The sequence below is a fragment of the Candidatus Saccharimonadales bacterium genome (genome assembly GCA_040903985.1).
Classification (GTDB): Bacteria; Patescibacteriota; Saccharimonadia; order QS-5-54-17; family QS-5-54-17; genus JBBDUI01.
Genome location: JBBDUI010000002.1, coordinates 694,800 through 720,186, shown reverse-complemented (window position 1 = coordinate 720,186; position 25,387 = coordinate 694,800). Strand labels below are relative to the sequence as shown.

18 protein-coding genes and 1 tRNA gene are annotated in these 25,387 nt (G+C 50.9%); 1 reads left to right on the top strand and 18 read right to left on the bottom strand.

Annotation, left to right across the window (positions count from 1 at the left end):
* Position 1: 1 nt before the first annotated feature.
* The 9 genes from WD467_03855 to tyrS all read right to left on the bottom strand — a co-directional run bounded on the left by WD467_03855 (position 2) and on the right by tyrS (position 12,027).
* A complete protein-coding gene (locus tag WD467_03855; GenBank protein ID MEX2453008.1) occupies positions 2–3,514 on the bottom strand; it encodes a DNA-directed RNA polymerase subunit beta in 3,513 nt (1,170 codons plus the stop codon).
* Between the two features lie 308 nt (positions 3,515–3,822).
* Positions 3,823–4,410 carry an ATP-dependent Clp protease proteolytic subunit gene (locus tag WD467_03850; protein MEX2453007.1) on the bottom strand — a complete coding sequence of 196 codons (588 nt, stop codon included), beginning with the start codon at positions 4,408–4,410 and terminating at the stop codon, positions 3,823–3,825.
* A 71-nt stretch (positions 4,411–4,481) separates the two neighbouring features.
* Positions 4,482–5,804 carry a trigger factor gene (gene tig, locus WD467_03845; protein ID MEX2453006.1) on the bottom strand — a complete coding sequence of 441 codons (1,323 nt, stop codon included), beginning with the start codon at positions 5,802–5,804 and terminating at the stop codon, positions 4,482–4,484.
* A gap of 21 nt (positions 5,805–5,825) precedes the next feature.
* Positions 5,826–7,106, bottom strand: a complete 1,281-nt coding sequence (gene hisS, locus WD467_03840; GenBank protein ID MEX2453005.1) for a histidine--tRNA ligase — start codon at positions 7,104–7,106, stop codon at positions 5,826–5,828.
* Between the two features lie 65 nt (positions 7,107–7,171).
* Positions 7,172–7,258: transfer RNA gene (locus WD467_03835), tRNA-Leu, on the bottom strand.
* Between the two features lie 141 nt (positions 7,259–7,399).
* Positions 7,400–7,915 carry a 16S rRNA (guanine(966)-N(2))-methyltransferase RsmD gene (rsmD, locus tag WD467_03830; protein MEX2453004.1) on the bottom strand — a complete coding sequence of 172 codons (516 nt, stop codon included), beginning with the start codon at positions 7,913–7,915 and terminating at the stop codon, positions 7,400–7,402.
* Positions 7,915–8,652 (bottom strand): hypothetical protein, encoded by a 738-nt coding sequence (locus WD467_03825; protein ID MEX2453003.1) that lies wholly within the window; start codon positions 8,650–8,652, stop codon positions 7,915–7,917. Before WD467_03825 ends, rsmD begins: the two co-directional genes overlap by 1 nt.
* A gap of 174 nt (positions 8,653–8,826) precedes the next feature.
* A complete protein-coding gene (recG, locus tag WD467_03820; GenBank protein ID MEX2453002.1) occupies positions 8,827–10,830 on the bottom strand; it encodes an ATP-dependent DNA helicase RecG in 2,004 nt (667 codons plus the stop codon).
* A 33-nt stretch (positions 10,831–10,863) separates the two neighbouring features.
* Positions 10,864–12,027: a tyrosine--tRNA ligase gene (gene tyrS / locus WD467_03815; protein ID MEX2453001.1), complete on the bottom strand. Its 1,164-nt coding sequence runs from the start codon at positions 12,025–12,027 to the stop codon at positions 10,864–10,866.
* Positions 12,028–12,142: 115 nt separating this feature from the next.
* Between tyrS and WD467_03810 the strand changes: the two genes are divergently transcribed.
* Positions 12,143–14,863: a transglycosylase domain-containing protein gene (locus WD467_03810; protein ID MEX2453000.1), complete on the top strand. Its 2,721-nt coding sequence runs from the start codon at positions 12,143–12,145 to the stop codon at positions 14,861–14,863.
* On the opposite strand, the gene radA is transcribed toward WD467_03810, so the two are convergent.
* The 9 genes from radA to WD467_03765 form a co-directional block, all read right to left on the bottom strand.
* The gene (gene radA / locus WD467_03805; GenBank protein MEX2452999.1) at positions 14,852–16,180 is read right to left on the bottom strand and encodes a DNA repair protein RadA; all 1,329 of its coding nucleotides are present in this window, start codon (positions 16,178–16,180) and stop codon (positions 14,852–14,854) included. The genes WD467_03810 and radA overlap by 12 nt on opposite strands.
* An 83-nt stretch (positions 16,181–16,263) precedes the next feature.
* A complete protein-coding gene (locus WD467_03800; GenBank protein MEX2452998.1) occupies positions 16,264–17,208 on the bottom strand; it encodes a hypothetical protein in 945 nt (314 codons plus the stop codon).
* 68 nt (positions 17,209–17,276) lie between these two features.
* On the bottom strand, positions 17,277–19,772 hold the full coding sequence (locus tag WD467_03795; protein MEX2452997.1) for an ATP-dependent Clp protease ATP-binding subunit: 2,496 nt from the start codon (positions 19,770–19,772) through the stop codon (positions 17,277–17,279).
* 122 nt (positions 19,773–19,894) lie between these two features.
* Positions 19,895–21,124, bottom strand: a complete 1,230-nt coding sequence (nusA, locus tag WD467_03790) for a transcription termination factor NusA (protein MEX2452996.1) — start codon at positions 21,122–21,124, stop codon at positions 19,895–19,897.
* A gap of 117 nt (positions 21,125–21,241) precedes the next feature.
* The gene (locus tag WD467_03785; GenBank protein ID MEX2452995.1) at positions 21,242–23,359 is read right to left on the bottom strand and encodes a M3 family metallopeptidase; all 2,118 of its coding nucleotides are present in this window, start codon (positions 23,357–23,359) and stop codon (positions 21,242–21,244) included.
* A 15-nt stretch (positions 23,360–23,374) separates the two neighbouring features.
* Positions 23,375–23,719, bottom strand: a complete 345-nt coding sequence (locus WD467_03780; GenBank protein ID MEX2452994.1) for a YraN family protein — start codon at positions 23,717–23,719, stop codon at positions 23,375–23,377.
* A gap of 4 nt (positions 23,720–23,723) precedes the next feature.
* Entirely contained in the window at positions 23,724–24,305 is a 582-nt protein-coding gene (locus tag WD467_03775) for a ribonuclease HII (protein ID MEX2452993.1), read from the bottom strand.
* A gap of 83 nt (positions 24,306–24,388) precedes the next feature.
* Complete coding sequence (rplS, locus tag WD467_03770) at positions 24,389–24,805, bottom strand: 50S ribosomal protein L19 (GenBank protein ID MEX2452992.1); 417 nt, start codon at positions 24,803–24,805, stop codon at positions 24,389–24,391.
* 43 nt (positions 24,806–24,848) lie between these two features.
* Positions 24,849–25,361, bottom strand: coding sequence for a hypothetical protein (locus WD467_03765; protein MEX2452991.1), 513 nt, complete (start codon positions 25,359–25,361; stop codon positions 24,849–24,851).
* Positions 25,362–25,387 lie beyond the last annotated feature (26 nt).

Below are 25,387 nucleotides of genomic sequence, written 5' to 3'. Positions count from 1 at the left end.
TCTACTCCTCGTCCTTATCGTCGCTACTTACGCTCACTGACTCCTGCTCTTCACTCGCTTCCTCTTCATCTAGCACCGCTTCTTCATCAGCCGCAGCGGCATCTTCGGTAACATCCACGGTTGGGCCGGGGTCATCACTAATGATAGGCGCAGTCGAGTCTTCATTCTTGTACTCCCGCTCCAACATCTCCTCGGCATCGATCAATTTGTCATCCTGAACTAGGTCGACGTCTAAGCCTAAGCTCTGCAGTTCTTTGACCAGCACATTAAATGACTCTGGCAAACGTGGACCGTGAATCTCTTCATTCTTAATGATAGACTCATAGGCTTTAGAGCGGCCGATCACATCGTCGGACTTAATCGTCAGCATCTCTTGGAGGATATTAGCAACACCGTAAGCTTCCAGCGCCCAGACCTCCATCTCACCGAAGCGCTGACCACCGTTTTGGGCCTTTCCGCCCAGCGGTTGCTGGGTAACCATCGTGTAAGGTCCGGTCGAACGAGCATGTATCTTGTCATCGATCATGTGCTTGAGTTTGTTGATGTAGATGTAACCGACAGTAGTGCGCTCTTTGAAGGACTCACCGGTGCGACCGTCGAAAAGCTGGGTCTTGCCGTCTTCCGGTAGGCCGGCCCGCTTAAGTTCTGACTTAATCTTGTCGATTGAAACACCATCGAATGGTGCGCTAGCTACAGTATAGCCAAGGGCTTGAGCCGCCCAACCCAAGTGAGTTTCAAAGATCTGTCCGATGTTCATTCGCTGTGCCACTCCAAGTGGGTTAAGCAAGATGTCAACTGGAGTACCGTCGGCCATGAAAGGCATGTCCTCTACCGGTAGTATCCGGGCGATTACACCCTTGTTGCCGTGACGACCACCGAGCTTATCTCCCACTGAAACCTTGCGCATCTGAGCCACATAAACGTGGATCTGCTGTAAGATACCGGCTTTCAGATCGTGACCACCTTCGCGGCTAAATATCTTCACTCCGACCACTTTACCGTGCTTGCCGTTCGGCATCCGGCGAGAAGAATCACGCACGTCTTTAGCCTTCTCACCAAAGATAGCTCTGAGGAGTCTCTCTTCGCTGGACAGCTCCTGTTCACCCTTTGGAGTAATCTTTCCAACCAGTACGTCGCCAGGATGAACTTCAGCACCAACCTGAATGATACCGTCCTCATCCAAGTTAGCTAAGGCCTCTTCGGAAACGTTAGGAATATCTCGAGTAATCTGCTCCGGTCCTAATTTAGTCTCCCGTACTTCAAGGCTGTACTCTTCGATATGAATCGAGGTTAACGTATCGTCCTGCACTAACCGGCGCGAGATGATAATAGCGTCCTCAAAGTTGTATCCGCCCCAAGGCATGAAACCGACCAGCAGGTTAGCGCCGAGCGCTAGCTCACCATGATCAGTACTCATTCCGTCGGCCAGTACGTCCCCACGCTTTACCTTCTGTCCAGACTCAACGATCACCCGGTGTGTTAGTGAGGTGCCTTCGTTGCTACGTACAAATGACTGTAGCGGGTAGGTCTTCTGAATCTTATCTTTGTAGTCCACTGTGACTTCTCGAGCGGTAGCACTGCGTACTACACCATTGTGTTCGGCCACTATCATGTGACCGGAGTTATGGGCCGCCGGGGCCTCCATGCCAGTTCCGACAATCGGAGCCTCTGGACGAAGCAGGGGAACAGCTTGGCGCTGCTGGTTTGCACCGGTTAGGGCACGGGTTACGTTGTCTTTCTCCATAAAAGGAATCAAACCGGCTGAGATACCGATCGTCTGCTGAGCCGAAATATCCATATGAGTCACTCGCTCCACCTCGTCTTCGCCGGGTCGTCCGTTACGTCGGACGGCGACACGATCTTCAACAAAGAACCCATTCTCATCCAGCTCATTACCGATAGAGGCGATAACCGTATTGTCTTCATCCTGAGCGTCGAGATAAACGACATCGGTTGTTGCCCGAGGCTTGACCGGAACGGCTTCGACGTTAGCTGTTCGTAATTTGGCGACATCTGCCTTAGCGACCTTAGTACCGTTCTTTAGCAAAATCTTGCCCTTGTCGTCAGTTAAGTCGCCCCTGACAGCACTACCGATCGCCTCTTCTAGAGGGAGCTCGGTAATCACCCGTCGGTACGGTGTTTCTATAAAGCCATACTCGTTAACGCGCGAGTAACAGGTCAGGGTCAACACTAAACCAATGTTCGATCCTTCTGGTGTCTCCACCACACAAGCTCGACCGTAATGAGTTCGGTGTACATCACGAACCTCGAAACCGGCTCGCTCACGACTCAGTCCACCTGGTCCGGTAGCGCTAAGCCGCCGCTTATGCGTTAGCTCAGCCAATGGGTTTACCTGATCCATAAACTGACTAAGCTGGGAAGAGGCGAAGAACTCCCGAACACTAGCAACCACTGGTCGGGCATTAAGTAGCTGCTGGGCAGTTACTTCCTCGATATCGTACACACTCATACGATCTTTTACGTTCCGCTCCATGCGCAGTAGTCCGATTCGAAAGGCCCGCTGCATCAGCTCACCGACCTGCTTCAGGCGGCGGTTAGCAAATGAGTCCATCTCATCAGGATCATCCTGAGTATTATTGAGACGAATAATTTCTTTCATTACAGCAGCGACATCCTCGACCCGCATCACACGGTGCGCAGTATCGTTCGGCACGTCCATTCCTAGCCGACGGTTAAGTTTGTAGCGGCCGACTTTAGAAAAATCGAAACGCTTATAGTCGAAAAAGGTGTTATCAATCAGGCTTTTAGCGTTCTCAACAGTTGCTAAATCGCCCGGGCGGAGGCGACGGTAGACCTCAATTAAGGCGTCGGAAGTATTTTTAGCAGTATCTTTAGCGATAGTGTTCTTGATGTAATCGACATCATTCGCCTCGACCTCGGCAAAGGCTGCCTCAATCTGCTTATTAGTACTCATGCCTAGTGCCCGTAGAAGCGTAGTGGCAGGTAATTTACGCCGACGGTCAATCTTTACGAAGATCTCACCGTTAGCCGAAGTCTCAAATTCTAGCCAGGCACCGCGAGCCGGGTTGACCTTAGCTCCATATAGATTACGGTCACCGCCACGGTCGGCCGTAAAGATTACGCCCGGACTGCGAATTAGTTGAGAGACTACCGCTCGTTCAGAACCGTTAATGATAAACGTGGCCCGTTCGGTCATCATCGGATAGTCACCCAAGTAGATCTCCTGTTCCTTGACCTCGCCGGTGACCTTGTTAATCAACTCAACCGTTGCATACAGAGGGGCGTCATAGGAGATGTTGTTTTCCTTAGCTTCGGCTTCTGTGACCTTCGGGTCATCAAAACGGTGACCCTTGAAAGATAGTTCCAGTTTAGTACCGGTGTAATCATCGATAGGATTGATTTCAGTAAAGAGCTCGCTCAGACCCTCTTCAAGGAACCACTGGAATGAACGGTGTTGACTCTCCAGTAGATTCGGCAGTTCGATTAGCGGCGTTTGGTTCGAGAATGAGACACGATTGGCATTTGCACTCATAGACAGAGCTACTCCTTATATAATCCTTAGGTTGATTTCCCAATCCATAAAGCAATAGTGCTTATTTTTTTGGGTATGGTTGAACGTTTTCTTGAGGAACTACTAAGGCCCGGCTACATGCAGGAATAAACGCTTATTCTGCCTCATTTAATCCCATTATCACGGCTCAGCGTCAAAGAGTCAACCCCCATACCACCTAAATTAAGGCCGCGGTCGACAGCAAATACGAGCTACTGGGACTAATCTTAAAGCTTAAGCTATCTGATTCTGCCACTCAAAATCGGTGCTGTTTCGCTTTCATTCCTAAGTTATTTAATGATCGTGTCGATAGCCCCGTACTTAAGCGCTTCATCGGCTGTCATCCATTTGTCACGATCCATATCGCGCTCAACGGTCTTTACTGTCTTTTTAGTATCCTTAGCAAACAGCTTAATCAGCTCTTCCTTAATGCGGATAGTCTCCCGAGCGCTGATCTCTATATCGGAAGCTGTGCCTTCGAAACCATGTGAAGGTTGGTGAATCATCACCCGCGAGTGTGGTAAAGCTAAGCGCTTACCACGCGCACCACCAGCTAGCAAAATCGCCGCCATACTAGCCGCCATACCGACGTTAATAGTAGATACGGCCGGTTTAATAAACTGCATCGTGTCGTAAATCGCCATCCCAGCACTGACGCTACCGCCCGGGCTGTTAATATAAAGCTTAATGTCTTTCTTCGGGTTCTCATGAGATAAGTGCAGCAGTTGCGCTACCACTAGGTTAGCGACATGATCATCGATTGCAGTACCAAGAAAGATGATGCTGTCTTTTAGTAGGCGCGAGTAAATATCATAGGCTCGCTCGCCGTTGTGCGTTTTCTCTAGCACTGTGGGTATTAGAATCTGGTTAGTGGGCATAATCATAGTATTAATTGTAGCTACCTTAGCACTCCAGAGTCAAGAGTGCTAAAACTACCCACTCCTTACCTCTACTTGGTCTTAGGCGAGGTAGATTTATCCGCTTGGTCAGACTCGGGTACGCCGGTAGCATATTCTACTAGCTTAGCTACCGTCTTCTCGGCTAGCATCTGGTTAGCAATCTCACGACGGACTTCCGGCTTCTGTAGCTCGGCTTGAACTTTCTCGTCTTGATACTGACCGGCTAACACTTGCAATCTGATCTCCAACTCTTCCGGGGTGATCTCGATAGCTTCAGCATCAGCTACAGTAGTTAGTACTAGGGCAGTCTTAACCCGCCGCTCGGCTTGCTCATCCAAAGCAGACTGATGTTGCTTCTCAGTCTGTTTGGTTTGCTTGAGGTACTCATCCTCAGTTAGACCTTGCTCGGTAAGGCTACGGTCGAAATCGGCGGCGATGCGTTCGCGTTCAGCAGCCAACATGCTCTGAGGTAACTCGACTTTGGCTGATTCAACCACGGCCTCAATCACTGTGTTCTCAAACTCTCGTTGCAACCCTTGCTCCTTCTCACTCTTCAAGTGAGCAGTTACATCGTCACGAAGCTGCGCTAAGCTCTCAAACGGACCGGCATTTTTAGCTAGCTCGTCATTAACTTCTGGCGCTATGAGTTCAGTTACCTTATGTAGCTTAATACTGAACTCGACTTCCTGACCCGCTAATGAAGCTTCACCGTATTCGACCGGAAACTTAATCTTAAACACTTTCTCTTCACCCGATTTAAGCCCAACTAATTCGGTCTCAAAACCCGGTATAAAACGATTACTACCTAGCAGCAAGGGGTAATCCTGAGCCTGAGCCCCGGCTACATCGGCTCCGTCCTTACGACCATGAAAGTCAATTACGACCTCATCGCCCTCGCGGGCGGCCCGCTCGACTTCTTGACGTTCGGCCAATCGATCGCGAATGGTAGTTACAACTTCGTCAACCTCGACGCTACTCACCTCGGCCTCGGGCGGTTTCTTCGAAATACTCTTATAATCACCTAGCTTAACCTCAGGCATGACAGCTACTTTTACTTCCAGCTCCAGTTCGGTGTAGGGAACAAATTTTTTCACATCGACATGCGGATTAGCAATGGGACGGATATCGTGTTCGACCAAAGCCTGACGGTAAAACTTCTCCGCTGCAGCATCGATTACTTCGGCCTGAACCTGTTCGGCGCCTAGCTCGCGTTCGATGATGTTATTTGGGGCCTTGCCCGGGCGAAATCCTTTAGCAGAAACACTGCCGCGGAGTCGGTTAAAGGTAGATTTAACCGTCGGAGCTAACTCATCGGTGTTAGCGGTAATATTAATGACAACTTCGTCTTTGGTGCGATTTACTTTAACATTCACAGTTGCTTACTCTAACATACCTTAACTTAGTCGGGCAATTACCTGCTCTAAACTACCGTTAAACTCATCACCTGTCTTAAGTTCTTTCAAACTATAACGCTGATTAGCCACTTCCTCTGGACCCAGCACTAGCACATAGGGAATTGCCTGCTTATCGGCCACTTTAATCTTAGTCCCCACTTTGCGTTCAGTCGTATCGACTGCCACCGCGATCTGCGCCTGACGCAGTTGATCAGCAAGAACCAGTGCATCCTCATTATGCTCCGGCTCTAGAGCAACGATCGCTACCTTTGTAGCCGAATCAAGCTGAGGCACTAGCTGATGCACTTGCAGGAAATCAGCCATTGTCACATCACCCACCCCGAAACCGACGGCAGGAACGCGTGGTGATTTAAAGATCTGTAGTAAATCATCGTAGCGACCGCCACCAAAAAGTGAGCGCTGGTTCTCTGGACTGGTGTCGAATATCTCGAATACGATCCCGGTATAGTAATCAAAACCGCGCTGAATAGTGAGATCAAAGCTAATGTTGCTCACTCCGCGACGGTGTAGGGCCCGGGCCAGTTCAGCCAGCTCAGTAGCTGCCTGACTGTTACGCACCTCATCCGGTAGGTCGTGTAGCTTGCTGGATTGAATTAAATCTAGAAATAGTTCCAGCTTTGCACCTAGTATGGCATCGGCCTGATTGATAAAAGCCTCATCACTCATTTTGCTCTTCCGATCGAGCAGTTTACCGACCCGATGAGCTGCGTCTACCTGCAGAGAGAGGTACTCACCTAAGATATAGCTCATCAGTTCCCGGCTGTTCAGCTTAATCGAAAACATATCCTCAGTCGCTCCAAACTCTAGCAACAGAGCATGGGCTAGGCTAATTATCTCTAGTTCAGCAGACGTATCATCTAATCCAAAGATATCGGCGTTCAACTGCCAGTGTTCACGGAGCCGACCGTGCTGAGGGCGTTCGTAACGCCACAGATTCGGAATTGAGTACCAACGGAGCGGGAAGCTAAGTTCCTGCTGTCGGGCCGCCACCATGCGAGCCACTGAAGGTGTCATCTCGGGCCGAATCGTCACATCACGGCCGCCCCGGTCCTTAAAACTGTAAGTCTGCTCACTCACAATCTCCTCTCCGGTCTTGGCCCGATAGAGATCGGTAAACTCTAAGATCGGAGCCATCACTTCAGCATAACCGTAGCGCTCACTAACCCGACGCCAGGTGGTGAAAATATAGTGCTGCAGGCGCATCTCTTCCGGATAAAAGTCCCGGGCGCCCTTATAATTTTGAGTAGATATAGCTGTCATTGCCTCTATATTACCAGATGAGCCTATGGTAAGGAATTTTCGCTGGCATCGATTGGCCATCCAGATGGTGCCGCGGGAGAGACTCGAACTCTCACGAGTGTAACCTCACTAGGTCCTAAACCTAGCGCGTCTACCAATTCCGCCACCGCGGCATCAGCTGGATAGTTTCTGTGCAGTGTCTTAATTGAGAACTGCTTTAAAGTTAAGTTGCAACCTGTATTCTACTACCTAGCCAATATTTTACCAACGCTGGGGAGTAAATCATAACTGAAGCTTGATACCCGATCACTTCTTTAGCGGTAGAAGGAGAGTACACTATCACCGTATCGGCGACTACGCACTAACTCACGCTCGGGGATATCGATAGGTCGAGTACGACGGGCATGCTTATAAATAAATAGTTGCTCTGCCCGTTCTGCTAGTCGCAGCAACACCACCTCATCGACCGCCTGAAAGGGAGGATCGGCAAAGACGATATCAAACCGTCGCGCGTCAGCCGCTAGCCAAGACTCAACTGCAAGTTGCCGCACCTCTAGCTGGTTAGCCACTCCCAGGTGCTGGGCGTTAACCTGAATAGTTGCAACTGCTTCTCGACCGCTCTCAACCGCTACCACTGGTTCGGCAGCACGGCTGATAGCCTCCAGACCCACACTACCGCTGCCGGCATAGGCGTCGACAAAACTGAGCCCTGCTATATCTCCTAGCATATTAAACAGTGATTCCTTAGCTCGATCCGAGATGGGCCGCGTAGCAGCGGTCTTCGGACCCTGAATCTTGTAACCGCCGTATTGTCCACCGATGATCCGCACTACTTACCGATCCCGGCCTCTTCAGCCGCCAGTATCCACTCGATAGCTACTGTCTGAATAATGGCTGGGGCTAACTGATGCCGCACCAGCCGAGCCAAGCCGATCGTCCAGCTGGTCCTATAGAACTTATCGTAAAGCTTCAAGCGATGGATAGCTGCAGCTTCACCCTTAAAGAAAGCGAGTGGACCCTGCAACCGCGCCTGTTTTAGTTTCATGGGGTTAATCGCCTCCGGAAACTTACCGGTTAAAACCGCCGCCGCTACGCCAGCTTCAAAGTGCAGGTGAGTTGAGAGTAAACCCTTGCTCCCCCACATCTGCCAGTTATTACGCATGGCCTGGCGGCGGTTGTCACCTTGAATAACTACCTTATGTCTACGCTTACTAAACTCCTGTTTTCCGGCGGCATACATCACATGGAGCTCTTCCTCATAGGGATAATGATGGGCCGGAGTGAGACCATCTACGACGGCATGTGCCAGCCAAGCAGACTCAAAAGCCGCCCTGGTTACGGCCCCACTTTTCAGTGCCTTGACTAAGGAGTGGTAGTGATTATCAATGTGCTCCACTATTGGGCCGGACTCTTGCGTCGGATCGTAGAAGTGACTAGGGTCTTCGTGCCGGTGTAACGCTTTAACTTTAATACCGTCCGGACCGTTATAGCCCTCGAAATGTTGAATCTTATCTAACGGTGGAAATTTAGCCAGCTCGATATGGGGCACAACCTTACGGTAGGCCATCTTGTTAAACTTTTGATGGGCGCCTAACCAATCAGCGGTATATTTGGACGTGATAAAGCCAGCATACATGTATTTGGACTGCTCTCCTTAGATTATTAGTTTGTATTTATTGGTGTCGATATAGTAATTATCGACGCGGGAATTACTCAATAGTATAGCAAAGTTTAACGGCAGCTAGTTAGTGCCGAGCCTCGTCTGTAAGCGAGCCAATGTCTGTCGTAGGGTCGCATCTCTAACTGGCAAGGGGGTATCTTGAGCGGCCGTCTTGGCCGCGGTTAATAACTCAAGGTCATTCAAGCGAGCCATGCGTAAATCTAAGGCGCCGTGTTGATGCTGTCCATAGATCTCCCCAGGACCGCGCAACTCTAGATCTTGTTCGGCGAGAATGAAACCATCCTGATAGCGTTCCATTAGTTGCAAGCGCTGCCTGGCTTGACCGCTAGCTGAAGTCTTCAGATAGCAATAGGACTGAGCCCTCCCTCGACCAACCCGGCCCCGTAACTGATGTAAGGTAGCCAATCCGAAGCGCTCGGCCCCCTCAATTAGCATGATAGTAGCATTACTGACATCAACTCCGACTTCTACCACAGTCGTGGCCACCAGAACATCGATCTTACCCTTACTAAAGTCACGCATAGTAGCCGCTTTCTCCTCGGCCTTCAGGCGACCGTGCAAGGGAGCAATCCGCACATCACGCCAGTATTGCTTAAGCTGTTTGATTTGCGTAGCCACACTTGTAGCTTCCGACTTGGCAGAGTCTTCAATTAAAGGGCAGACCACATACACTTGTCGACCGGACTTAATCTGCTCATAGATATGAGCGTACACCTGACGGGCATTAGTGCTCACTTCAGTCTTAATCGGCTTTCTCCCAATCGGTAGTTCACGAATACTGGAGATATCGAGATCACCATAAGCCGTCAGGGCTAAACTACGCGGGATCGGCGTAGCTGACATGCTGAGCAGATGCGGTGCTGTAGGCGACATCTGTTGAATAGCTTGACGCTGCCTAACACCAAAGCGATGTTGTTCATCGATTATTACTAGACCGAGATTAGCGAGCACTACCTCTTTCTCTAGCAGGGCGTGCGTGCCGACTACTATAGCGGTACGCCCCTCACTTAAACCCTGCAATACTTCCCTGCGCTGGGCTCCTTTAATACTACTAACTAAGAGGTCGACCTTAATCTCCTCTCCAGAGAGGGTAGAACATAACGTTTCGAAGTGCTGACGAGCTAGCAGTTCGGTCGGTGCCAGCAATACCGTTTGCCGACCGGCTCGGGCTACCTGCTGAGCCGCCAGGGCCGCTACCACCGTCTTACCACTCCCTACATCACCTTGTAGTAAACGGTTCATGGGCCGTTCGCTGTCTAAGTCCTGCATAATGCGCCAAGCCACCTTGCGCTGGTCATTGGTTAGTTTAAAAGGCAACTGTGTTAGCAGGTTAGTGGTAGCTTCTAAATCAAACTTAATGCGTGGGGCAATCTCATGTGACAACTTATCCCGCAGCGAACGTGCGACCAGCTGTAACAAATAAACTTCCTCAAACCCCAGCCGGTACTTAGCCGCCTCCAGCTGAACTACTGAACTAGGAAAATGGATCTGGGCTATAGCCTGGTTAATCGACAGCAGACGGTATTGCTGCCGGATTTCAAGCGGTATTACCTCCGGTAGGGCTACCTGTAGGGCTTGAGCCAGTAAGCGACGGAGCTGCTTTGAACTCAAACCGGCCGTCTCCGGATAGACCGGTACTATTCGGGCCGTATCCTTAGTGAAATTACTAACTCGCTCCACTACCGGATTCTGCAAAGCATACTGTTGGTACTTAAAGGCCAACTCACCAGAGAGATAAACGGCCCCATCGTGCGGTAGTTGCTTAGCTAGGTAGGGCTGGTTAAACCAAACTGCCTTAACCTCGCCGCTATCATCACTAATCAAGGCCTCGGTTAAGGTAGTAGAGCTTCTAGTTCGGCGATTGGTGACCTGGCTGATTCGACCTTTTACAGTCACCTGACCTGGATGAAGTAGGGCGACCGGAGTAACTTGGGAGTAGTCGTCGTAGCGACGTGGGTAGTGTCGTAATAGATCGGCAATCGTTTCAATCCCCAATTGGGTAAGTTTGCCAGCGACAGCCGCCCCAACCCCACTGAGTTCACTGACAGATGAATCCATTTTCATATGCTCATACTAACAAACTTAGATTATAAGTGATTAGCTCAGGATAAGCCGCACGAAACGACGTTTACCTGCTTGCAGTACATCCCCTGGTGTAACGTTCACAGTAGTAGACGTCAACTTTTCGCCATTTAACCGCACACCGCCCTGTGCCAATAATCGACGAGCAGCCGATTTAGAGTCGGCTAATTTAGTAGCTAACAGTAGCGCTTCTACCTCCCAGCTGGCGTGATCCAGCTGAACTTCAGGTATATTCTCTGGAAGCTCTCCTTGGCTAAACTGACGCATGAAAGCCGCAGCAGCGTGGTCGGCCGCTGCCTCATCGTGATAGATAGCTACTACCTCGCGGGCTAATCTGGCTTTAACGTCGCGCGGATTACCGGACTCGAGGGCCGTTTTTAACTCATCAAGCTCAGCCACCGGTACGTCAGTACATAGCTCGAAATAGTGCATAACGAGCTCATCGTTAATCCGCATCAGCTTGCCGTACATTTCGGCCGGCTCATCATCGATCCAGATGCAGTTAGCCCAAGATTTGCTCATCTTGCGGCCGTCATCAGCTAAGAGCAGCTCATAAGTTATCGCATGCTGCGGAGCCTGCTTATAGGCTTTCTGCAGTGGTCGACCAGCAAGTAGGTTAAACAGCTGATCGGTACCACCGATCTCGACATCGGCGCGCACGGCCACCGAGTCATAGCCCTGCAACAGTGGGTACTGAAACTCCTGCAGACCGATCCGACTACCGGCCTTAAACCGTTGCGCGAAGTTATCACGCTCAATCATCTGCGCTACCGAGAACAGCTGATTGATCCGGAGCCACTCATCCAAACCCATCTGGTTGAACCACTCATGGTTATAGTGTATCTCTGCCGCCGAAATATCAAAGATACGACCCAGTTGCACCTCATAGCGTTGCATATTACGTTCGACGGCCTCAGCGGTTAAAATCTGTCGCTCGCTGTCTTTATCAGAAGCATCTCCGATGCGTCCAGTAAAACTACCGACAATCAGTACGATCTGATGTCCGGCGGCTTGAAAATGTTTCAGTTTACGGATCGTAGCGGCGTGACCGAGGTGGATCCGTTCTCCAGTAGGATCGATACCAAACTTAATCCGCAGTTTTCGACCCTCTGCCAGGGCAGCCTCCAGTTCAGAACGGACTACTATCTCCTTGCTGGCCCGAAATATTAAATCATTCATATATGACATCATAGCTTACTGACTGGCAACGGAGCAAAATTTTAACTAAATATGCTTCGGCTTATTTGCTATAATAAGTCACGAACGTTTCTTATGGGGAGGAAGCCAGCTAGTTATGACTAAACTTAATCGAAAATTAAAGCAATTATTCTCAAACGGCACCAAGCAGAAGGGTAAAAAAGCAAAAGCTGCACCTCGGAAGCGCACGGCGGCGCATAAGTCTGCCACCCCGCCCGATTTGTGGTGGCGACGTTGGCTGTGGTACCTCCACCCGCAGCGTTTTCGAGACTGGTGGTTCACCAGACCAGGCGCACTGGCTGCACTCAAGATAGCTGGGGTGGCGACTGGGATAATCTTACTAGCTATCGTCGGCCTGTTCCTCTACTTCGCTAAAGACCTGCCCAGTCCAGGTCAGATTAATGCCCGACAATTAGATCAAACGACTCGTTTCTATGACCGCACCGGCGAGCAGGTTCTATATGAGGTCTATGGTGACCAAAATCGTACCTATATTGATCTAGAGGACATGGGTCCCTACGTCGCCGACGCCACTATCGCGGTAGAGGATAAGAACTTTCGTAACCAAGGGGCCTTCAGCTCACTAGGCATTATCCGGGCCGCCATCTACAACGTCCTAAGTATCGATCGGGGCGGCTTGCAGGGGGGCTCTACCATCACCCAGCAGTACGTCAAGAATGCACTTCTAACTAAAGAGCAGACTATTACCCGCAAGATTAAAGAGCTCATCCTTTCTATCCAAATCGAACAGCTCTATGAGAAAGACGACATTCTCGAACTATACCTAAATGAGATCGGTTACGGAGCGCAAGCCTACGGTGTTCAGGCCGCCTCACAAATGTACTTCTCTAAAGATACGGCCGAATTAAGCCTAGATGAGGCTGCACTACTAGCAGCCCTGCCCCAAGCACCGACCTATTACTCACCCTACGGCCAGAACACCGAAGATCTAGTTTTTAGAATGCACATAGTGCTCGACTTAATGGCTGAACAAGGCTATATCACCGAGGAGGAAGCTGCCGCCGCTAAGGAAGTCGACACGCTTGCAAACGTAAATGAGACTCCAGATGCATTCCGAAATATCGAGGCACCTCACTTCGTCATCCGGGCTCAAGAACAGTTGGAAGAAAAATACGGTGCTCAAGAAGTAATCCAGGGTGGACTACAAATCATCACTACGATCGATCTCGACCTACAACATAAAGCTGAAGCAGCCGTAGAGGCCGGTATAGCAGCCGTAGAGGCCGGCGGCGGTAACAACGCCGCTCTTGTAGCCTCAGACCCAAATAATGGGCAAGTATTAGCCATGGTTGGCTCTCGCGACTTCTCCGAACCGGGCTATGGCGCCTACAACGCAGCTACTGCTAAGCGCCAGCCCGGTTCCAGCTTTAAGCCCTACGCCTACGCTCAAGCCTTTGCTGAGACTAAAGACTGGGGGCCAGGCAGCATCATGTACGACGTACGCACCGATTTTGGCGGTGGCTACATTCCTAACAACTACGATGGTGGTTTCGCCGGCAATATGACTATTCGCTCCGCCCTAGCGCGTTCACGTAACATCCCGGCCGTTAAGATGCTCTACATCGCCGGAATCGAGAATACGCTCAACCTAGTGGAGCGTATGGGTATTACCACCTTAGGCGATCCAAGCAACTATGGCCTCAGCTTAGTTCTCGGGGCCGGTGAAGTGCAGCTTAATCAGCATGTGAGCGCATATGAAACGTTCGCTAACGGTGGTCTGCACCACGAGCAGGTTACGATACTGAAGATCACCGACCCAGACGGAAATATCATCGAAGAATGGGAGGAGAGTGAAGGCGAACGTATCTTCGACCCACAGGTCCCCTACCTCATATCTAGCATCCTCTCCGATGATTCAGCGCGGGCTCCGACCTTCGGTGCTAACTCTCCCTACTTCAACATTCCTGGTCACACCGTCGCGGCTAAGACCGGAACCACCGATAACTTTAAAGACGGCTGGATCATGGGCTACACTAAGAGTCTAGTTACCGGTATCTGGGTCGGACATAACGATAATGAGGCCATGCACGCTCCGACCGATACCATGACCGGACCGATCTTCTCCCGTTTTATGGCTACTGCCCTGGAGGGTCAAGCGAACCAACCCTTCGAACGACCGGAAGGCATAAAGACCGTCACCCTAGATCGCTACACTGGGGATCGGGCCAGTGATAACTCCTCATCTACTGTTACCGATATCTTTCCTAGCTGGTATACCCCCCGCGGTGGGAGCGATCTAGAATCGGCTCTAGTCAACACTGCTACTAATCGCCGCATCAACGACAGCTGTCCGGCGCACGAGGATTTTACCTCCCGTATCACCAGCTACGGACTACGGGCTGAGATTCCACCTGCAGACCCAGCCTTCTCTCGCTGGAATCCCCCGGTCCAAGCCTTAGCTAGTCGTCTGGACATACGCGGTGGCGGTGAGATACCGGAACGCGAAGATAACTGCAACAGTCAACCTCAAATCAACGAGAGTGAATCCAGCGCCGAATACGATAACGATGAGATTACTATCCGGGTCGCACTCCAAGGTGGGGTGGCCGACGAGGTAAGACTAACCTACAACGGCAGTACAGCCGGCATCTCGGCCGACGGTAATTCTGGTGGGGCTTACATCTTCCGTTACACTCCTGAAGGTGGCAGCGGCAGCTACACCTTCGAAGCAGTGGTCATTCGCGATGGCTTGTTCGATACCGCTACTATTACCTGTCCTGAGAGTGGTAGCTGTAGTGAGGTAGGTGATGGCGGGAGTGGTGGTGGACTAAGCTGGTGGCGGCGCTTAAGAAACTAGCCCTCGTTTAATCGCCTCTTTGAGCGTAACCACAGCCTCTATGTACTCTGCATTGGTGCCAGATGGAGCTAGCGCAGATTTGAATTTCAATTTCCGCGCCTCTTTCACTCGTTTAGCGGTGTCACTCACTGAACGAATCTCACCATTAAGTCCGACCTCCCCGAAAACCACCAGTCCATCAACTAGCGGCTGGCGCTTAGCGGCTGAAGCAATCGCTAGTGCGACAGCTAGGTCAGCGGCCGGCTCGACCAGCTTCATACCACCAACAATATTAATATAGACATCCTTGTCGGCGAGTTTTATACCGGCCCGCTGGCCTAAAACCGCTATTAATAAATTGAGTCGATTAAGATCAAAACCAGCCGCCGTACGTTTGGGGTAACCAAAAGGGCTAGTACTCACTAAGGCCTGAACCTCGACCAGTAAAGCCCGGGTCCCTTCTACCGTAGCCAAGACCACTGAACCATCTCCAGGTGCACGCTCCTGCAGAAAACGGGCTGAAGGATTATCTACCGGCACCATCCCACCTTCTTCCATCTCAAAGATACCGACCTCATGGGTGGAGCCGTAACGATTCTTCACCCCCCGCAGTAGTTTGAAGCTACCAAAACGTTCACCTTCGAGATAGAGCACTACATCTACCAGATGCTCGAGAATTTTCGGGCCGGCGATGTTACCTTCTTTGGTCACGTGGCCAACTACTAGTACAGCGGTCTGACTGGCCTTGGCCACACTCTGTAGACGATGGGTACTGGCCGTAATCTGACTCACGGTACCGGCGCTAGCACTCAACTCACTGGTCTGCATGGTCTGAACCGAATCGATTACAACGAAATCATACTGGCCGTGCTTCAGTGTAGCGGCGATAGTATCGATATCGATCTCGGCCAGTAGCTCAAGCTTAACCTCCCGCAGCTTAAGCCGTTCAGCTCGAAGCTTAATCTGTTGTAGTGACTCCTCACCACTAACGTAGAGCACCTTATGGTTGACAGCGAGATTAGCCGCTAACTGCAGTAGCAGAGTCGACTTGCCCACTCCCGGCTCTCCCGCCAGTAAAGTGATGCTGCCGGGTACAATCCCGCCACCGAAAACCTTGTTTAACTCTGTAACTTGAGTATCGAGTCGACCGACGGCTTGTGTGTCCGGGATATCAGCTAACTTCTGCGTTGCGCGCGCACTAACGGAACTACCCGCCCTAGAGCCACCACTCTTTACTTCCTCGATTAAAGTGTTCCAGTTTCCGCAACCACTACACTTACCACTCCACCGCGGAGCAGTAGTGCCGCACTCCTGACAGACGAATATCGTTTTAGCCATATAAGATCAGTATAGAGTATTTGTTATACAGTATTAAGTAGGCTGCTGACCACGAGTAGCATCTACCCCATACCCCTAAGTTCCTACAGCGACTCGAACTTGCTATCCAAGCTGTTGACTAGATCCTTTTGCAACAACACGGTACGGTTAAGCCCATCGACTAACTGGTTATGCCGACTGACTAGTCCGCGATACTGATCGACATAGCCGTTATAACGATCAACCGCGGCGTTTTGCCGGGGGACGAGCTGGTTGTAGGCCGCAATCTCGCCTTCGTCCTCCAACCGACTCATCTCGCGATTTAGCCCATCAACTTCAGCTCGAGTAGTCACAATCTGGTCTTCCAAACTGGCCAACTGATCCCGCACTGCGGTGACTTCGGCTTGCAGGCGATCTATATCACGATTCAATTCGCTAAATACACCTTCGTACTCGGCGTAGATTTCGGCTACTGCCTGACGATCACTGAAATACTGACCGTAGTAAGTCTCTATCTCATTTGGCAACTCGATGACCTGAGTCGCCATAATTGAATGTAATTCGTTTTGACGAACACTCTCACCCCCTGTCTCCTCATAACTGCGAATTAAGCTCCGTAACTTATCGTTGTCGATATCAGCATAGGCCGCTTCTAGTTGCTCAACCACGCGATCACGTTCTCGCGTACTTAACCGATCATAGGCGGCGTGTAGCATCTCGTGCGCCGCCGTTACCTCCATAATGCCCTCAAGCTCTTGCCGCTCTACCTCGAGAATATATATGCGCTGCTGAGAGTAGCAACCCAAAACATAGCTTTTCTCAAAAATCGGACAGTTGATGTTAAACTCTTGTTTGTCGTTCACGGCAGGGTCGGACAGATAGAACAGACGCCGCCCGGTCTCACTGAAATATGAGCTATCAGCTAGCGTCTCTACCTCTTGAGGAGGATCATAACTACGTAAGAACCACCAGTCCACTACTGCCTGGTGGTTCCAGGCTAGTCCTAGGAATAGTGTTAGTACCGTAACTACTAATATGCGTCTCTTCATAGATTTCAGTATAGCAACTCGCAGACTAGCTCGCACTGAACCCCAGTGCGTCGGTAGAAGCCATGAAGTTACTTCTTGCTAGTCACCACTTCCTCAGTCACTAAACTAAACTTCAACTCGCCAGCTTCCGCGCTGACCCGAATGACATCACCACTACTAAACTCATCACTTAAGAGCTTGGTAGCAATCGGGTCTTCCACCATTTCCTCAATGGCTCGGCGTAGTGGTCGTACCCCCATGCTTGGCTCATAACCGGCCTCTACTAGGTGGCGACGAGCACTATTGGTAAAGATTATGCCTAGTCCTTGCTCACTTAAGCGACGCTCCAGCTCGGTAATACGCAACTTAAGAATACGCTTTACCTCTGGACGACTCAGCGCCTTGAAGACGATAATCTTATCAATCCGATTTAACAACTCAGGACGCATCTGCTTACTTAGATCCTCCTTGACGCGAGTGGCCACCTGCTCGTGATAGCCAGCAAGATCCTGCGCATCATCGGTAGCAGGCCTGAAACCAAGTACCGCTTCTTTCTGTAGCCACTCGGCACCGATGTTAGAGGTCATGATGATAACGGTATTAGTAAAGTCTACCCGACGACCCTGGGCATCGCTGACGGAACCGTCTTCGAGAATTTGTAACAACATATTAAATACATCCGGATGGGCTTTCTCAATCTCATCGAAAAGAATTAGTGAGTAAGGTTGACGACGAACCTTCTCCGTTAACTGACCTCCTTCTTCATAACCGACATAGCCGGCCGGTGCGCCTAAGAGGCGTGACATATTATGGCGCTCCATAAACTCACTCATATCTATCTTTATCAGAGCATCCTCAGAATGGAAGAGCTCACGCGATAGTACCCGAGCTAACTCAGTCTTACCAACACCGCTAGGCCCCAGAAAAAGGAAGGAGCCGATTGGGCGGCGCGCGTCGGCCACTCCGGACCGATTTCGACGAATGGCTCGAGCTACGGCATTCACTGCCTCTTCCTGACCGATAACCGACTTCTGTAAGGTGCGCTCAAGGTTAATTAACTGACGAGCTTCCGACTTAACTAACCGCTTGAGCGGTACACCGGTAATGGTCGAGATCACCTCGGCCAAGTCTTCATCGGTCACTTCTAGTACTTCACCGTTTCTAGCCTCGGCCGCCTCCTGCCGCTCTAGTTTCTGCTCCAGCATACTAATCTCGGTCTTCAGGCGAGCAGCTTGCTCATAATTCTCATCCGTGGCTGCCTCATCGACGGCCGTATGAAGTTCTCGAATTTGGGCCCGTATTTCGCGCGACTCGCTACCGGTCTCGCTGCCCCGTAAGACCCGCACCTGAGCCGCAGTTTCGTCAATCAGGTCGATCGCCTTATCCGGCATGAAACGGTCGGGTAGATAGCGCCGAGACAACTTAACGGCTTCGGCGATGATATCGTCACTGATCTTCACTCGGTGATACTTCTCATAATGACTCCGTAATCCCCGTAGCACCTGAAGTGTCTCTTCAGTCGTCGTTTCCGGGACGATAATAGTTTGGAAGCGCCGCTCTAAGGCAGCATCTTTTTCAATGTGTTTACGGTATTCATCGGTCGTAGTAGCCCCGATAACCTGAATCATACCGCGAGCTAGAGCCGGTTTGAGTATATTACCGGCATCGATAGCCCCCTCAGCTGCACCGGCTCCAACGATTAAGTGCAGTTCATCCACAAAGAGAATGATGTCATCCACACTTTGTAGTTCCTCTAATATCCGCTTCAAACGCTCTTCAAACTCACCGCGATACTTAGTGCCGGCGATTACACTAGAGAGATCGAGCGCTACGATACGCTTATCTAGCAAATCTTGGGGCACATCCTCCGTCACTATCTTCTGTGCCAAACCCTCTACAATAGCTGTCTTACCCACGCCGGGGTCACCGATTAGAACCGGATTGTTCTTAGTCCGCCGGTTAAGGATCGTCACCATACGCTGAATCTGACCACTGCGACCGATTACTGGATCCAATTTGCGGGCCTCGGCCTGCGCGGTTAGATCTATACCGAAATAATCCAAAGTTGGTGTCTTACTCTTCTTCCGAGCTCGTCGCTGTTTTGTGTGTTCTTCATAGTGGTACTGCTGATTGCGCAAATATTCCTGTAGCTCTTCGCGCACCTCACTTAAGTCGATATCCATATCGCGGAGCAAGATGGTAGCCCGTGTATTCTTCTGACTCAGAGTGGCAAATAGAATGTGTTCAGTACCGCACATCTTCTGTCCGAAATCTCGGGCGATTTTCCACGACAGCGTTAACGTTAACTTAGCTGTTTCGTTCAGACCTCGAGAAGTCAGGGTTTGGCCCTCGAGATTCTGTAGTGACTTCGGGGTCAAACTCAGCGCTAAACGCGCCTTGTCAAAGGTTACGCCGGAGTTTTTTAATACCTTAGCTCCTATAGAACTATTCTGACGCAACACACCAAGTAGAATGTGTTCGGTGCCAATATAAGTGCTACCCAACGCTCGAGCGATCTCATTCGCCTGAGCCAAGCTAGCTTGCGCATTTTCAGTTAAATTATCTTCAAAAAATTGCTCGTCCACATGGACCCCCTATACCTATATATTGTATCGAATCGTCACGGCTGTCACCACTTTCTACTATAGGCCAGCTAGCACTCAATGGTCAAGAGTGCTAATTAAGGTGAGCAGCCTCGGCTCCGTATTTACTCTTCCTCGGAGGCATCGCTGCCGTTGCTGAGTGACTCCAGTAATGAAGCTTCCAGCTGGGCCTTAGTGACGTATTTCTTCTTCCGTTCCGGTGTCTTCTCTGGTACCGATTTGGCCGGCTTCTTAGTAGCAGCGGTCGCATCTAGCTCCGGCTTAACTATTGGCTCAGCCGGTTTAGATTGCGTACGCAGTTCTCCACCTTCACTAATGATGTCGATCTGCCAGCCGGTCAATTTTGAAGCTAAGCGAACGTTCTGACCGGCTCTACCGATCGCAATTGAGAGCTGGTCTTCGGCCACTTCGACGATAGCACGTTGCTCGGCTTCATCTAGCTTGACGTTTTTAATCTGAGTCGGCGCCAGTGCATTAGTGATGAAAGTAGCGGTGTCTTCAGCAAACATGATGATGTCGATCTTTTCCTCACCAACTTCATTCATGACGGCTTGCACTCGGGTACCGTGACCACCAACAAAGGTACCGACCGGATCGACATTCGGCACAGTAGAGGCAACCGCTAGCTTAGTGCGCACGCCGGCCTCACGAGCAATTGCCCGAATCTCAACCGCACCGCTCTCCATTTCCGGCACCTCTCGGGCAAAGAGCAACGCGACGAAATCTGGCGTAGCCCGGGAGAGAATCAACTGCGGTCCGCGGGGTGAACTCTCTACTTCACGAAGGTAGACTTTGAGACGCTGAGTAGCACGATAATGCTCACCCTGAATCTGTTCTGATTGGGGTAGGATACCCTGGGCCTTACCGACATCAATATAGACCACCCGCGGCTCGACCCGCTGTACGGTACCGTTTAGGATGGTCCCGACTTTGTCCTGGTATTCAGCGAACACAACGTCGCGCTCAGCTTCCCGCAGTTTCTGTAGGATAACTTGCTTGGCGGTCTGAGCGGCTACCCGACCGAAGCCGTCGTAGCTAACCTGCTCCTCAACCACGCCTCCGACCTCGGCCATTTTGTCTTTCTGCTGAGCGCTTTTTAGATCAAGCTGAGTGTACTCATCCTCTACCTCATCGACTACGTCATAGACGATGAAAATAGTGAACTCACCGGTCTTAGCGTTTAGCTCGGCTCGCACGTTCTGTTCCCGCTCGCCATAATCCTTACGATAAGCCGCCGCAATCGCTTGCTGCAGAGCATCCTCAACTACCTCATAAGGCAGATTCTTCTCCTCGGCGATCTGTTTCATCGTCATAATAAATTGTTTGGTGTCCATCGTTCCGTCCATTCTAGGTCTCCTTTGGGGTTATCAAGTAAAGAAGCCGACCCGGGAGGCCGACTTTTATCACTTACTATTGTAGGCTATCTAACGCAGAAGTCAAAAGGACGTCGATCAATCCACCGCCTCATCACTCGAGGTGCCCGTAGATACTCCTATACCATCACGCTCTAGCATAGCGGCACTACTACTGCTACGGCCCAGGAAATCTTTAATCAATATTTGAGGGTTTACCTCGTCGCCCCGGGCCAAGACCAGACGCCTATAGTCGGTACCGGTCTGTGGGTTGAGTACTCCCTCCTCCTTAAACCGAGAAAAGAGATCGGCCTCGATCGCTTCGGCCCACTTGTATGAATAGTAGGCGGCGGCATAACCGCCGGCAAAGATATGGGAGAAGGTGGTGATCGAACTATCTTCAGCGTAGACCTCTACTGGCAAGAAGTTAGCCTTAACCGACCGAGCGTAGGCTAATACATCCTCGTCCTTCATAGGATCGAAATCGATATGTAGGGATAAATCGACTGTGGCGAGACCAAACTGCCGCATCGCCTTAGAGGCCACCATAAAGTTTTTGTCCCTAATCAACGTATCTACCTGCCGGTCTGATAGTCGCTTGCCGGTAAGGTAGTGTCGCGACATACCGGCTAAAATCTCCGGCTGCCACACCCAGTTCTCCATAATCTGCGACGGTGCCTCGACGAAATCCCACTTACAGCTCATCATCGACTGCTCTTCCAGCTCTGTCTCGCCGGTCGCAAGATGGATAAAGTGCCCGAACTCGTGCCACAGCGTCTCGACATCCTGCAGTGACAGCAGGCTCGGTTTAGCTCCTCGGGGCGGGTCGAAGTTAGTGACTACATAACCTAAATGCGGCTTACTAACTACCCCTCCAGCCCGGTCAGCCACATAGTAGCTATTCATCCAAGCGCCGCTTTTTTTACCTTTGCGGGCGTACCAGTCGCACCAAACGGTCGCTATATGACTTCCGTCGGCCCGACTGATTTCATATACCTCAACGTCCTCATGCCAAGTCGACTGATCACCGAGTGAAAACCTTAACCCATATAGAGTAGTAAGGGTCGCAAACATATAGTCCCGCACTGCCGCCAAGGGAAAATGCTGTTTAATGGTGCCTTGATCCAACCCTGAGTTCTGCTTCTGGAGGCGGAGGGCATAGTAGAAATTCAGTCCGGTATCGATATCTGCCGCGTCCAGTACCAGCTCTGGATTAGCCTCATCGTCGCGGGCGAAACGCTGCAGCGCGGCAAATTCCGCCCCAGCCTGGCGGCGATACTTTTGCGCTAGCTCAGTGATAAATCGCCACGCTACTACGCCCTTGTCGGCCATGCGTTCTTCGAGGACAAAATCGGCATAGTGCTTATAGCCGAGCAGCTGGGCTTGGCGACGGCGCAAAGTTAAGATCTCTTTAGCTAGATCTCTGTTTAACTCCGCTGCGCGCTGAATCGATAGATGATACATCCGTTGTCGGGTAGCACGCACCTGACACTCGGACATAACTTTGATGTAATTAGGCGGATTAAAATCGATCCGGTAGCTCGCTTTATCCTCGCCGCTAGCTGCCTGGGCGCACTCAATGATAAACTCCTCATCCAGACCGGCCAGGTCCTGCTTAGTCTCTACCCGTAGCTCGGCCTCGTCTGTCGCGGTGACGACGTTCTGATCGAACATAGTGGTAGCCGCATCGAGAGCTGCACGAATCGATTTTAGCTCGCTCCGCTTTTTCGGCGCTAAAGCTATCCCGTTCCGTTCGTAGTCAAGAATCGTCTCATCCAGTAGCTTTCGCCGAGGCGCAGAAACTGTGGCTAGATAGTTTCGGCGTGCCCTAAGCTCTACCAGTGCCTTATAGATACCCTCGTGAAAACTGATCTCATTACTGTAAGCTGCCGCACGTTGGGAGGCTAGCTGAGCCGGAGCGTTCCACTCTTTTCCCAGTACACTCATATGATGAGAGCAAATACTGACGACTGCATTGAACTCTTCGGCCGCCCGATATAGAGCTAGGAGGGTATTCTCGATCGTGCGTGCGCCTGTCTCGAACGCCAGCAACTGCTCAACTCGTTTCCAGGCGACCGCTTCGGTCGCATCCAGAGACTCTTTTACCATTTCCGGCCGATACTGTCCGAAACGCAGTTCGTCTACCGGACCGAGGAATGCATTCTTCAAGGTAACCTCTCTAGCATAAATAACAGCTCCTACTATACAGCTGGACATCGGCAAATCAAACCGTTATTCCGGCTCGATAACGTTAGCGCGATAGTCGATCTTAAACTCAGCGCCCGTCACTGCCGCCACATCTATTTGCATATCCCCAGTCCAATCGTTATCTAGCGCCCAGGCTGCAGCCGCTCGACGCAAACGCCGTTTCTTCTCGGTCGTAATGTAGTCGAAGCCATCACCATACTCTAAGTTGCGGCGGTACTTCACTTCCACTATATATATCCGCTGTCCCTGACGGGCTACGATGTCGATCTCACTGTACTTATTTCGCCAGTTCCGATCTAATATCTTATATCTACGCTCCTGAAGGTAGGTTGCAACTTCAGCCTCGGCTCGCTCCCCCGCACTAGCCATACCTTTAACCTATCGCTGCTACTCTTCGGCGCACCGGTGCAAATGAGTGACGGTGCAAGAGACAGGCGCCATACTGCGCTAAAGCCTGCGCGTGTGCTGATGTGCCGTAACCAACGTGCCGCTCAAAACCGTACTCAGGATAGAGGTGAGCTAGATGCTTCATATACTGATCGCGGTAGTGTTTAGCGATGATCGAAGCCGCACTCACGGCTGGGATCGTTTGATCGGCGCGCACTAAAGTCTCAGTCAAAGGAATATCCGGCAGATAGTTGATCGAGCCGTCGATAATAATCCGCGCTCTCAACTCACCTAGCTGGGCGTAGGCCCGGCCCATGGCCAAAGTGGTGGCGATACGAAGGCCAAGCTGATCGATTTCGGACGGGGAGGCCCAGCCTAACCCGACTGCCTGAGCAGTACGGGCGATGACCGCAGCTAACCTGCTCCGCCCATCTATAGTTAACTGCTTAGAGTCTTTGACTCCGTTCATTACACACTCCACAGGTAGCAAAACTGCTGCTGCCGTCAGTGGGCCTGCCCAAGGACCGCGCCCCGCCTCATCTATTCCGACTATTAAATTCTCCATCATACTTATACTTTAACAAAAGCGCATACAGCTATAAAAAAGCCCCGACAGTAGTCGGGACTTAATTTTAAGCCTAAAGACTTAAGTTACTTCTTATCCGAGCCGGGCTGCTCGGAAGCTTCTACGATCTCATCTACTTCGGCCGCCGCTCGATCAAAACCGACTTCCTGCAAACGGGCTGATTTACCAGAGCGTCGTCGGAGGTAGCTCAGATAATTACGGCGTACCTTAGAGCGACGCACAACTTCGATATTCTCGATATTAGGTGCATGAGTCAGAAAGGTCTTCTCTACCCCGATACCACTGGCCACTCGACGCACCGTGATAGTAGCGGTAAGTGAGCTCTTACGATGAGTACGGATCACTACGCCCTCAAAGACCTGAACGCGTTCTTTACTGCCCTCAACGATTCGTTGGTGTACCCGTACCGTGTCACCAGAACGTACATCGGCCACTTGCGGCTTCTGGTAGGTCTTCTCAAAATTTTCTAATAATGTCGACATAACTATACAACCTTACCACGAGAAATGGCGCTCATCAAGAGGATTAAGCGCAGCCTTCCTCACTCTTTGCAGCTGCCATATCATGAATTAGAGTATCTAACGCCCGCTGCATCAGGCGAATTCGCCACAGTCGCATCACCGTTGCCTCATCCCTAGCACTATCACCGACGATCTCAGCCGCTACGGTTGCCTTATCCAGCTGGTAAAGCACCGCTTCAAGCTTATCGCCGTTTGAGAGTACAATCTCGTCCAGTTCTACCACATCTTCGCCATTTTTATAGATGCGCCGAACTATATGGTGCAGATTCGGTCCATTCTCCGGTAGATTAGTTTCAAAATACGACTCATCAACTAAGCCGAGAACCTCTTCCTTTACTGTATCACCGCCATCATCTGGCACTTTGACTCTGCGTATATTAATCAAATCCGAGTAAGCCTGTCGCAACTCCTCTGCCCGCTCTGTTACTCCATATTCCGCGGCATACAGGTATGAAGCAGCCGAAGAATAATCTTCGGCTGTAATCTCTGGTCCTAAATCTGGTGATCGCTGTTCCATTGGGGCTACCCCACCTTACTGGGTTA